The following is a 12,062-nucleotide window of genomic DNA, read 5'->3' as shown; positions in this document are numbered from 1 at the left end:
CATGTACGCATGAAGAAGAAGGCGCGATCGAAGCCCACCGGCCCTGCGAGGACGACCGGAGCCAAGTCCGGAAACACACCGACGTTGCCGACGAAGGTTTCGCACGCGTCGTTCGAAAAAATCGAACTCGACGACGTCACGATGGCCGACGCGAAGGTGCACGACACGACGTTCGAAGGCGCGTCGTTCGACGACGTGAGTTTTTCCAAGGCGACGATCCACAACGCGTCGTTCGAGGACACGAGGCTCGACGACGCGAGCTTTGCGCGGGCGAGCATGAAGAACGTGTCGTTCGAGTCCGCGACGTTCGACGACGTGACGTTCGCGCAGGCGAAGATTCACAACGCTTCGTTAGAGGGGTCATCGCTCGACGACGTGAACCTCGCGGGCGTGACGATCACGAACTGCGCGATCGAGGGCCTCACGATCGATGGAGTTCGAATCGATTTGTTGTTGCAGCACAAACGATCTGGTGCGCCGCGCGACGGCGACACCTGATCGGAGCGTCGAAAGGATCTTCGGTTTTTCCGATGGATCGACCCGGGGATCGGGCCCGCGGAGCGAGGCGTCAGGCCTCGATGAGGCCGGTGCGGACCGCGATGCGCGTGAGCTCGACGGCGCTCTTGCAGCCGAGCTTCGCGTAGATCCGCACGCGGTGGGTCTCGACGGTCTTCGGGCTGATCGTGAGCCGCGCAGCCGTCTCGCGGGTGGAGATGCCCGCCGCGAGGAGGCGCAAGACCTGGCGCTCGCGCGGCGTGAGCGCGTCGAGGCCGCCCGTGCCCTCGGGCGCAGGTTTGCGCATCGCGCGGACGACAGCGCCCGCGATGCGCTGGCTCAGCGGCGCGCCGCCGCTCGCGATGCGCCGAATGCCGTCGATGACTTCAGCGAGCTCGCTGGTCTTGACGAGGTAGCCCTGCGCCCCGGCGCGCAGCGCCTCGGCGACGCGGAATTCGTCGTCGTAGCAGCTCAGCACGAGCAGCTTCGCAGAAGGCACCTGGACGCGAAGGGCCGCGAGGAGCTCGATGCCGTCGCGATCGGGAATGTTCAAGTCGACCAGCACGACCTCGGGCTTGATCGACTGCACTTCCCGAAGCGCATCGGCCGCCGTGCCCGCTTGCCCGACGACGGTCATCCCCGGCTCTGCCTCCAACGCTTTGGCAAAACCCTCCCGCAACACGGGATGATCATCGATGAGGTAAACGCGGATGCTGTTATTCGTGTCCGACATGACAAGGACCGCCCTTCATCGAATTGGGCCTCAGCCTGACTCGCGCGTCAAGTGCGGCTGTGGTCGGGCGCACGCGGAACACGCCCTACGGAAAGTCCCTACCCCAACTCGATTTCTACCTGGACAAACGGGCCCACAAAGTCGAGCCAGCCGTTCACAACGTATGAATCGATCGGCCAGCGGCGGCAAGGGGTCCGGAGGCTCGACGACGCGGGGAACCTGCTCGATGGAAGGGGCCCATGAGCCCGAGCCCGAACGTGCCGGCCGCGCCGCCCGGTAGCCCCTGCGACAAAAAATCCGGGCCCTCGGTTTTCATCGTGGATGACGATGATGCCCTGGTCGAAGCGCTTTCCGATCTGCTGCGGGAAGAAGGCTACGACGTAGAAGCCCACACCGTGGCGAGCGCAGCGCTCGCGCGGTTGGAAGCAGGCGCCCGGCCCGATGTGATTCTCCTCGATTACTTGATGCCCGAGATGAAAGGCGACGCGTTCCTCGCCGCGCTCGATCGCGCAGGAATCGACGTCCCCGTGATGGTGCTCTCCGCGATGAACGAGTCACGGCTCGATGTGCCCGTTCGCCGGGTGCGCGCGATGATCCGAAAGCCGTTCGATCTTGAAAAACTGCTCGACGAGCTTTCGCGGCTGGCCGCCTGAACGGCGTCCCGCACGCCCGCCCGTTTCGTGCTCCGTGCGCAAGGGATGCAAATGCCACGGAGCTGCACGGATTCGGGGATACGCCCGGGGGCGCGGAGACGGCACGGTCCTCGCTCGATGGACGAGGCCCATGACGTCCACCGCTGCCGCCGAGATCCGAGAGCCTACGCCCGGTCGCTCGTCCGGGTTCGTCACGACGTCCGCCCTGCCCGAGCTCGATCACCTCTTTCGGCTGTTCGTGCTAACCTGGGACCCGCGAGGCGCGTCGGCACAAGCGCCCGAGTCGACGCGGGCAATCGGCCTCGTAGAAGCGCTGCTCGAACGAGGCGCGCGGGTGGCGATCGTGACGGAGGCGAGCCTCGGCGCGCTCTTGCCAGCGGTCGAGGCGTCGATCGCGGAAGAGCCAAGGAAACGGCTGTACGTCGCGGCGGACGGCGGCGCGCACATGTTCGGGTTCGACCACCGCGGCAGGCCCGTCGAGATCGCCCCCACGGCAGACCACGAGGACGTGCTTTCGTTCATGATGGGCGAGCTCGCGCGGCCGTTCGGGATCGAGCCCGAGGACGTGCTCGTCGTGGGCGAGGCGTTCGGGCCCGCAGGGCTCGCGGACATCCTGGAGCAGCAGCTCGCGCTGGAAGCGCAGATGGGGCCGTTCGCGCCGTCACGAGACCCCACGTGGGGCGTGGTGGAGAGCGGCTTCGACGTGGCGCGCGAGCACGAGATCGAGTCGCTGCTGACGATCGCGAACGGCTACCTCGGGATGCGCGGGTCGCTCGCGGAGGGCAGCAGCGTGTCGCGGCCGGCGACGTTCCTCGCGGGCGCGTTCGAGCCATCGTCGGACGTGTCGCCGGTGCCGGAGCTCGTGATCGCGCCGGACTGGGGGCGGCTCAGGTTCACGGTGGAGGGCGAGCCCTTCGCGGTGGAGACGACAGCGATGGAGCGGCACCACCGGACGCTCGACCTGCGGCGCGGGCTCCTGCTGCGCGAAGGGCTCGGGACGGGGCCGGGCGGGCACGCGACGCGGATCCGGACGGCGCACCTCGCGTCGCTCGCGAACCGGCACCTGCTGCTGGAGGCGGTGGAGATCACGCCGCAGAATTTCTCGGGCATGGTGGTCGTCGACGCGGTGCTGTCGGGCGACGTGAAGAGCGGGAGCGGCTCGTCGCACTGGGCCGGGTTCGCGCCGCGCCAGGGGCTCGTGGGGCCGATCCTCGTGGGCGAGACCCACGGGGGGCTCGAGCTCGCGCTCGCGTCGCACACGACGGCGGCCGATCCGGGATCGCTGGAGATGCGCTGCGAGCGGGAGATCGGGCCCGTGTCGGCGATGGAGCGGTGCACGCTGCACGTCCGGCTCGGCGAGCCGAGCGTGCTCCATCGTGTCGTCGGTCTGTTCACGTCCCGTGACGGAACGGTGCCGGTGCAGCGGGTCGAGTTGCTCGAACGGGAAGCGGCGGCGACGTCGTTCGGCGCGCTGCTCGGGGAGCACGTGGCGGCGTGGCAGACGCGGTGGAGGCAGTCGGACGTGGAGATCGACGGCATGCCGTGGATCGAGCGGGCGCTCCGGTTCGCGCTCTACCACCTGATCGCGACGGTGCAGCCGCACGATCCGCGCTGCTCGATCGGCGCGCGCGCGCTCTCGGGCGAGGCGTACCGCGGTCACGTCTTCTGGGACACGGAGATCTTCATGGTGCCGTTTTACGTGCACACGTGGCCCGAGGCGGCGCGGACGCTCCTGCTCTACCGGCACCTCACGCTCGATGGAGCACGGCGCAAGGCGAAGAAGCTCGGCTACGAGGGCGCGCTGTACGCGTGGGAGTCGGCGGACACGGGGGACGAGACGACGCCGGAGTTCGTGCGGAGCCCGATCGGCGAGATCGTGCCGATCCTGTCGGGGCTGGAGGAGCACCACATCAGCGCCGACGTGGCCTACGCGATCTGGGCCTACGCGCAGAGCACGGGCGACGAGCGGATCCTGCGCGAGGAGGGCGCGGAGATCCTCGTGGAGACGGCGCGCTTCTGGGTGAGCCGCGGCGCCGTCAAAGCCGACGGCAAGTTCCACATCGACCGGGTGATCGGGCCCGACGAGTACCACGAGAGCGTGGACGACAACGCCTTCACGAACTGGATGGCGCGGCAGAACCTGCGGTACGCCGTGGCGATCGCGCGGGGCGTGGGGCGCGCGAAGGCAGCGGCGCTCGGGGTCACGCCGGAGGAGATCTCGCGCTGGGAGGAGATCGCCGCGCGGATGTACCTGGGCGAGGATCCACGCACCGGGCTGCTCGAACAGCACAAGGGATTTTTTGATCTCGCGTACGTGGACGTGGCCGCGTACTCGCCGCGCACGGTGCCGATCGACGTGCTGCTCGGACGGGAGCGGACGCGGAGCTCGCAGGTCGTGAAGCAAGCGGACGTCGTGCAGCTCCTCGCGCTCTTGTGGGACGAGTTCTCGCCCGATGCGCGGCGGAAGAACTTTCTCTATTACGAGCCCCGCACCGCGCACGGCAGCTCGCTCTCGCCGGGGATCCACGCGCTCGTGGCGGCGCGGCTCGGGCTGCTCGCGACGGCCACGCGGTACCTCGAGCAGACGGCGTCGATCGATCTCGGCAACAACATGGGCAACGCCGCGGGCGGCGTGCACGCAGCGGGGCTCGGGAGCCTGTGGCAAGCCGTCGCCTTCGGCGTGGCGGGCCTGCGGACCACGCCCGAGGACCCGGAGACGCTGATCGTCGAGCCGACGCTCCTGCCGGGCATGCGGCGCGTGTCCTTGCCGATGCAGCTCCGCGGCCGCTCGCTGCGGGTGCACGCGCTGCCGGGCGCAGTCGAGGTGCACGTGGTCGAGGGCGCTGCGCCGATCGGGCTCGTCGTCTGCGGCGAGGCGGGCGCGAGGCACACGACGCGCGCCGACCCGGGACGGGCCTACGTGGCGCGGCGCAAGGACGATAGGTATTTGGCGTGGGAGGAGATCGAGCCATGAAGCCGGCGGATGTCGCGGAGAGGACGTCCCACGGCGTCGATCGAGGCGCCGAGGAAGGACCGCGCAGCGAGGCGCGGCCGAAGAGGCAACGGGTGCTCGTGGCCCTGAACGGCGCGGACACGGCCGCGGCTGCGGCGGCGATCGCGATGGGCCAGCTCGTGGCGAGGACGCTGCACGAGCCGCTGCACGGGATCTTCGTGGCGGACACGAAGGTCGCGCCGGGCGATCTGTCGAGGCTCCTCGGGCTGCCCACGCACGCGCTCGACGGCGTGGTGCTCGACGTGGAGGTGGGCGAGCCCGTGGAGCGGATCGTGGCCTTCACGGAGGCCCACCCGACGGCGTTCGTGATCGTGGGGGCCGAGCGCGGCCGGCAGGGTGGGCTCGGGATCGGCGACCTCGCGGCGCACACGCTCGAGCGGTCGCACGCGCCGGTGATCGTGGTGAGGCCGGAGGAGAGGCTCTCGCTCGCGCGGATCCTCGTGCCCCTCGACGGGACGCCGAGCACGGCGAGCGCGCTCGAGCCGGCGGGAGCCCTCGCGCGGCGGGCGGGCGCGTCGCTCGACCTCGTGCTCGTGGGCGAGGCGCAACACGGCCCCCACCTGGAGCCGGGCGCGATGGGCGCGCCGCAGTACGTGGACCAGCCGCATCACGAGTGGCCCGCGTTCTCGGCCGAGTTCGTGCACCGCTTCGCGAAGACCATCGGCCACTGCCCCGAGGACGTGCCGACGCGCTTTTTCCTCGGCGCCGGCGACCCCGCGGACGAGATCCTCCGCTTCGCCGACGTCCTCGCCGCGGATCTCACCGTGCTCGTGTGGCATGGGCTCCGCAGCGAGGAGCACGGGGCGGTCTTCGAGCGTGTCCTGCGTAAGGCGACGTGCCCCGTGCTCGTGCTGCGTTGCGGCTGACGGGATGTCGAGCGTCCCGCCGCCGAGGACGTCGGCGCCTCATCGCGAGGAGGGCCGGGCGGGGGGCGGGGTCGGGTGGTATCTTCCGGAGATATGCCCGCACGTGAGCTGACCGCAGCGGAGTGCCTGAAACGTATTGATCCCGCGGAGTTGTCTTTCCAGACGACCGATGAGGTGGAGCCCGTCTCGGGCATCGCGGCGCAGGAGCGCGCGCTCGCAGCGCTTTCGTTTGGGCTGGATATCCGACAGTCCCGGTTTCACGTGGTCGTCGTGGGTCCGCCCGGCTGCGGACGGACCTTCTGCGCGCGTCAGGTGGCGCGGCGACTCGCGGCGACGCTGTCCACCCCGGACGACATGTTGCTCCTGCCGAACCCGCGGCGCCCGAGCGAGCCGACCGTGCTGACGCTCCCCGCGGGCGAGGGTCGGCCGTTCACGGAGGCGATGGAGGAGCTTTACGCAAAGCTCCTGGAGTCGATCCACGGCGCGACGGAAGGCGAGCGGTGGAAACAAGCGCGGGCGCGGGGACAGCGGCGCGTGGAGGCGGAGGAGTCGCGGCTCGAAGAGGAGCTCCGCACGCAGGCGAAGGGGCTCGGGCTCGATGTGGTGCGCGCGGGGCGCGAGTTCCAGGTGACACCGCTCGTCGACGAGAACCCGCCGAGCGAGTCGATCCGGCTGATCACGACGGCGATCGAGGCCTTCGAGGAGCGGCTCGCCGAGGTGCAGGACGAGGCCGATTCGGAGCTCCGCGCGACGACGAAGCAGCTCCTCGGCGACGCGGTGAAGGCGTGCTTCTCGCCGGTGCGCGCCCGCTTCGAGGGCCGGGAGGAGCTGCTCGCGTTCCTCGGCGAGGTGGAGACGCTCGTCACGCGCGAGACGCGCCTGCTCGTGGACGAACCCGGCAACGACGAACAGCCGGTGCTCGTGCGGGGCATCGTGGTGCCGACGTTGCTCACCGAGCACAAGCCTGGGTCGGGCGCGCCGGTCGTGGAGGTCCCCTACCCGACCTTGTCTGCGCTCTTCGGCCGGAGCTACGCCCCGCCCGACACGGGCACGCCGCCGGAGCCGGGGTTCGCCGTGGCGGGCGCGCTGCACCTGGCGAACGGGGGATTTTTGATCCTGCCGGCGAACGCGCTGCTCAAGAACGAGGCGCTCTACGAGCAGCTCAAGGCGTGCTTGCTCGCGAGCAAGTTCATCGTCCCCGAGCACAACCCCACGTATTACCGCGGCACGAGCGAGGAGCTCATGTTCCCGCCGATGCACCTCGACCTGAAGGTCGTGCTCATCGCGAGCCCCGACCTCTACCAGGACCTGCACGAGGCCGACCCCGAGTTTTCCCAGCTCTTCAAGGTGCAGGCGCGCTTCGAGGGCACGATGCCGCTCGGGGCGGCGCTCGCGACGTACCCCTCGTTCCTCGCGGACATCGTGCGCGAGCGGCGCCTCTTGCCGCTCACGGCCGACGCCGTCGCCGAGCTCTTCTTCTACGGCGGCCGCTTCGCCGAAAGCCAGCGCAAGGTCACGGCGCAGCTCGGCCTGCTCGCGGAGGTCGCGACGGAGGCGAGCTACCGCGCGGCGCGAAAGGACAAACGCGTCATCGACGGCGCCGAGATCGTCGGCGCGCTCGCGGCGGCGCGCAGGCGCAGCGATCATTTCCGCGACCAGGTCCACGAACTGCTCGCCGACGGCACGATCCGCATCGAGGTGACGGGCCGGCGCGTCGGCCAGGTCAACGCGATCTCGGTCTTGAGCGACGGACCGGTCACATTTGGCCGGCCGTGCCGCGTCACGGCCGTCGTGTATCCGGGCACCGAGGGGCCCGTGAACATCGCGCGCGAGGTCGAAATGAGCGGCCCCATCCACGCGAAGGGCGTGCTCGTCTTGTCGGGCTTCTTGTCGCTCCGGTTCGCGCAGCTCCGCCCCCTCTCGTTCGGCGCCTCGCTCGTCTTCGAGCAGACGTACGAGGCAATCGACGGCGACAGCGCCTCGTCGAGCGAGCTTTACGCGCTGCTCTCGGCGCTCTCCGGGTATGCGCTCCGGCAGGACCTCGCCGTGACGGGCAGCGTCGATCAACAAGGCGGCGTCTTGCCCGTGGGCGGCCTCAATGAAAAAATCGAGGCATTTTACGATCTTTGTGCGGCCAAAGGCCTCACGGGCAACCAGGGCGTCCTGATCCCGGCCACGAATCAGCATGCGCTGATGTTGCGCAGCGATGTGGTCGAAGCTATCGAGCGTAAACAATTCCACGTTCACGTGGTTTCTGCGGTGGAAGAAGGTATCGAGCTGCTCACAGGCTCGCCCGCAGGTATCGCGGACGACACCGGCCATTACCCTGCGGGCACGGTGTTCGGCGCGATCGAACACCGGCTCGAGCGCTTTTGGCGTGCGATGATGGAGACCGCGCGGACACGTTAGCCGCGGGAGGGCAGGCAGACGACCGTTGGAGGTCCAGCGATCGTCCGGACGACGGGCCTCGTTCTTTGCGTCTCTTCGCGGATTTCTTGCTGCACGACGGACGCACCTTGCCTGTAGACTGCTCGCGGCCGCGCGGCCCCCTTGTTCCTCGGGGCCCGGGGTCTCGACGCGGATCAGCTTTTCAAGGAGTGGCCATGCGGAACTTGGTGAAGTGGATCGGGCTCGTCGGCCTTGCAGGCAGCACCGTGCTGGGCGTCGCGTGCACGGCCACGGGCGGCCGAAACGTCTTTGGAGACGGGGGTTCCGGGGGCGAGGACTGGACGGGCGGGAGCGCGAACGGCGGCATGGGCGGCATCGGGCAGGGCGGCACCGCCGGCTCGAACCCCGACGGCGTCGGCGGCACGTTCGTCGGCTCGGGCGGCGGCGGAGGCGGCGCCCCTGTCTGCGATACCGACGTCAACGTGGACGACGACGGCGACGGGTTCAGCGAGGCGCAGGGCGACTGCAACGATTGCGACCCCAACGTCAGCCCGAACTCGGTCGAGGTCATCGGCGACGTGATGAACCCCGAGTACAAGCCGTCGGACGAGAACTGCAACATGGTGGTCGACGAGCCGGTCGAGACCTGCGACGGGGCCCTCGCGGTCGACAGCATGGATGCATTCGACGCGGCGCGCGCGGTGGAGCTCTGCAAAATCGCGACGCCGGGCGGCAACGATTGGGGCGTCGTCAGCGCGCAATGGGTCATGGCCGACGGCAGCCCGGCCACGAGCAACGCGAACTACCACCTCGGCCACGGCATCCTCAGCGGCTTCGGCCCGAACGTCACGCCGCGCGCGGGCAACAAGATCTTCAGCGTTTCGAGCGGCGCGGCGCGACAGCCGACGGACCCGGGCTACCAGAGCCCGAGTGGATTCAGCAAAGGCTACAACAGCGGCCATCCCCAGGGCTTCCCGAAGGAGTCGCCGGCGTGCCCGGGCAAGGTCACGGGTGTTCCCAAGGACGCCACGGCGGTCGAACTCGAGATTCGCGTGCCGCAGAACGCGAAGGGCTTTTCGTTCGACTTCAACTTCTACACGTACGAGTGGCCGGTCTTCATTTGCAGCCAGTACAACGACTTCTTCGTCGCGATCCTCTCGCCGATCCCGGCAGGCCAGACCGACGGGCAGATCTCGTTCGACATGCAGGGCAATCCCATCAGCGTGAACAACGCGTTCATGAACGTGTGCGGCTGCTCGGGCGGCCCGCCCTGCACTGCGGGCGGCAAGAGTTTCGCGTGCCCGCTCGGCACGGCGGAGCTCCTTGGCACCGGCTTCGAGGACCACGCGGCGACGAGCTGGCTGAAGACGCAGGCGCCCGTCACGCCGGGAAGCACCATTCGCATTCGCTGGGGCGCCTACGACTCGGGCGACGGCTCCCTCGACTCGACGGCCGTCATCGACAACTGGCAGTGGAGCGCCGAGGCCGGCACCACCGTCGGCACGGTGCCGATCCCGCCGGTCCCCAAATGAGCGTTTGACCGGACACACCCCTCTCCCGCGAGGGGCCGGTGGTGCGGGCTATCGGTGATCCCACCGCAGCCCGACGTTGATCTGACGGAATCCTCCCGTTTGAATGCCGTCGGGCAACCTCGTCGCCACGAACACCTGATCGAGCGCGTTCTTCATCGTGAGGAGCGCGCCGAGCCCCGTCTTCGCGTGGCGATACCGCAAAGCCACGTCGACGAGGTGGTACGACGGCACGAGCCCCAGGCGGCCCGTCGGGTCCACGAGCACCGTGTTGTATTCGTCGGCGAATTGATCACTCAGGTAGCTCCACGCGACCTGCGCCCCGATCCCGATGCGGTGCTCGACGTCGAGCGTCGCGCTCGCCGTGTGGAGCGGCGCATATGGCAATCGATTGCCGTCGAAGGGGCCGCCGCGGAACGTGGCCACGGAAAACGTATATCGCCCCGTCACGTCGACCGTCAGCGGCAGATGAAGCGCCTGGCCGACGCCGAACGTGACCTGGGCCTCGACGCCTCGATGCAGCGTTCGTCCGCCATTCGCGAGCTCGCTCTGGGACCCGCTCGCCTCCGTGCCCGTGACGATCTGGTTGCGGAAGCTCATGACGAACCCCGTGACCTCGGCGCGAATCCATTTCGGCCGCGCGAGGCGCATGCCGATTTCATAGTTCGTGCTCTCCTCGGCGTCGAGCTGCGTGTCCTGGCCGCCGGGGGAGATCGCGGCCGACACGCGCGGCGGCGCATACCCGACGTGCACGCCGCCGAAGAAATTCAGCTTCGGCGTGCCGTACACCATTCCGATGCCGGGCATCACCGCGACCGAATCACTCGTGCCGCGGTTGTTCACGTCCTTCGCCGTGCCGCTCTCCGACGTTCGATCCACGTTGCGCAGGTTCGCCGCGTATTCGACGCGGACGCCGGGCGTGACCAGCAGATCGTCCCGGAACGCGAGGCGGTCCTGGGCGTACGCGGCGAACGCGAACGTGCGGTGGTGCTCCCGGTCCTGGACGTTCCCGGCCCCCGTGTCGATGATGTCGCCCTGGAATTGTTTTCGGTCGGCGGTCTCGATGTGCCCGCGCATGCCGGCCGTGATCGTGTGGCGCACCCGGCCCGTCTCGAAGCGGTGCTCGACGCGCGGCTCGATGCCGAGGACCTCGTATTCGCGATCCCGGACCATCGAGGTATTGCGGAAATAGATCGCGGCGCCCGAGACCGACGAATCGCCGACGACCCGCTCGTAGGTGACGTCCGGCCGGGCCTCGCGGTCGTAGTTCTGCCGGCGCCAGACGCGATCCGTGATGTAGCCGTAAATGAACGTGCGCAGCCGCGTCGCCTCGCTGATGCGGTACTCGTGGGTGAGCGAGGCGTCGTAGCGGCGCACGTTGAACCCGTCGTGCGGCGCGATCGACGGCATGCGCGGGTCGAGCTCGAACATCCGACGCGTCAGGCCCACGTACGTCGAGCGCGAGAACTCGTCGTACACCGCGATCTTGAACGTGGCCTCGCCGCGCGGCGAGGTCGGGAACGCGATCTTGCCGAGGAAATCCGTCGCGTGAAACTCGATCCCGCGGAAGCCGTCGCCTTGCTTGCGCGTCAATTGCAGCACGTACCGCGCGTCGCCGGCCGTACCGCCGTAGAGACCCGAGAGCTTGAAGTAGTTGCGCTGCCCGGCCTGCGCTTCGAGCGACCACTCGGGTTTGTCCGGGGGCAGCGCCGTGAGGAAGTTGACGACCCCGCCAATGGTTTGAGGTCCGAATAAAATGCTGCCCGAGCCCTTCACGACCTCGACCGCGCGGATGCGCTCGACGGGCGTCGAGTAGTAGAGATCTGGCTCGCCGTACGGGTTGATCGCGACGGGCATGCCGTCTTCGAGGATGAGCACCTGACGGCTGCGCGTCGGATCGAGGCCACGCATGCCGACGTTGAGGCGCAGGCCGAGGCCCTCCTCGGGGCGCACGACGAGCCCCGGCACGCGCCGCAGGATCTCGCCCGTCTCCGCGGGCATCGCGCGGCGGATCTCCTTCGCGCCGATCAACGTGCCCGAGCCCGGGACCTTCTGGAGCGCGTCGTCGCTCCGGCCGAGCACGCTCACCTCGATCACCTCGGGCGGGGGCGGCTTGGCCTGCCCCTCGGCCGCGGTTTCGCCTTCTTTCGGCGGCGCGGGGGCCGCGTCCTTCGCGGCGTCGGCCTTCGCGGGCGCCTCGTTTGGCGGGGCGTCCGGGGCGGGGGGCGCGGGTTTGGCCTCGTCGGCGAAGGCCGGGGTCGCGCAGGCGAGCAGCAAAAACGAGCCGAGCAGGGTGCGAGGGCGCATGCGGTTCTCGTGGAAGAAAATGCCCTGTACTGTTGTTGAAATTGAAAGTCAACAGGATGCGATGCTGGATTTCGGCTC

At 69.0% G+C, this 12,062-nt stretch carries 8 protein-coding genes; 6 read left to right on the top strand and 2 right to left on the bottom strand.

All coding sequences use genetic code 11. The annotated features are described in order from the left end of the window. The first annotated feature begins 9 nt into the window (after positions 1–9). Positions 10–498, top strand: coding sequence for a pentapeptide repeat-containing protein (locus tag E8A74_RS38450; RefSeq protein WP_136934085.1), 489 nt, complete (start codon positions 10–12; stop codon positions 496–498). A gap of 70 nt (positions 499–568) precedes the next feature. Here E8A74_RS38450 and E8A74_RS38445 read toward each other — a convergent pair whose 3' ends face one another. After that, positions 569–1,228 carry a response regulator gene (locus E8A74_RS38445; protein ID WP_136934084.1) on the bottom strand — a complete coding sequence of 220 codons (660 nt, stop codon included), beginning with the start codon at positions 1,226–1,228 and terminating at the stop codon, positions 569–571. A 257-nt stretch (positions 1,229–1,485) separates the two neighbouring features. On the opposite strand from E8A74_RS38445, the gene E8A74_RS38440 reads away from it, so the two are divergent. The 5 genes from E8A74_RS38440 (at position 1,486) to E8A74_RS53220 (ending at position 9,680) form a co-directional block, all read left to right on the top strand. After that, complete coding sequence (locus tag E8A74_RS38440; RefSeq protein WP_232379934.1) at positions 1,486–1,881, top strand: response regulator; 396 nt, start codon at positions 1,486–1,488, stop codon at positions 1,879–1,881. A 130-nt stretch (positions 1,882–2,011) separates the two neighbouring features. After that, the gene (locus E8A74_RS38435) at positions 2,012–4,855 is read left to right on the top strand and encodes a glycoside hydrolase family 65 protein (RefSeq protein ID WP_136934082.1); all 2,844 of its coding nucleotides are present in this window, start codon (positions 2,012–2,014) and stop codon (positions 4,853–4,855) included. Beyond that, the gene (locus E8A74_RS38430) at positions 4,852–5,760 is read left to right on the top strand and encodes a universal stress protein (protein ID WP_136934081.1); all 909 of its coding nucleotides are present in this window, start codon (positions 4,852–4,854) and stop codon (positions 5,758–5,760) included. Before E8A74_RS38435 ends, E8A74_RS38430 begins: the two co-directional genes overlap by 4 nt. Positions 5,761–5,853: 93 nt before the next feature. Beyond that, the gene (locus E8A74_RS38425; protein ID WP_136934080.1) at positions 5,854–8,169 is read left to right on the top strand and encodes an ATP-binding protein; all 2,316 of its coding nucleotides are present in this window, start codon (positions 5,854–5,856) and stop codon (positions 8,167–8,169) included. A gap of 194 nt (positions 8,170–8,363) precedes the next feature. After that, positions 8,364–9,680 carry a hypothetical protein gene (locus E8A74_RS53220; RefSeq protein ID WP_170229695.1) on the top strand — a complete coding sequence of 439 codons (1,317 nt, stop codon included), beginning with the start codon at positions 8,364–8,366 and terminating at the stop codon, positions 9,678–9,680. 48 nt (positions 9,681–9,728) lie between these two features. Here E8A74_RS53220 and E8A74_RS38415 read toward each other — a convergent pair whose 3' ends face one another. Then, positions 9,729–11,984, bottom strand: a complete 2,256-nt coding sequence (locus E8A74_RS38415) for a TonB-dependent receptor family protein (protein ID WP_136934079.1) — start codon at positions 11,982–11,984, stop codon at positions 9,729–9,731. Positions 11,985–12,062 lie beyond the last annotated feature (78 nt).

Source organism: Polyangium fumosum, from assembly GCF_005144585.1.
GTDB classification, from domain to species: domain Bacteria; phylum Myxococcota_A; class Polyangia; order Polyangiales; family Polyangiaceae; genus Polyangium; species Polyangium fumosum.
Note: the sequence above shows the minus strand (reverse complement) of the source record. Positions and strands in the feature narration are given on the sequence as shown.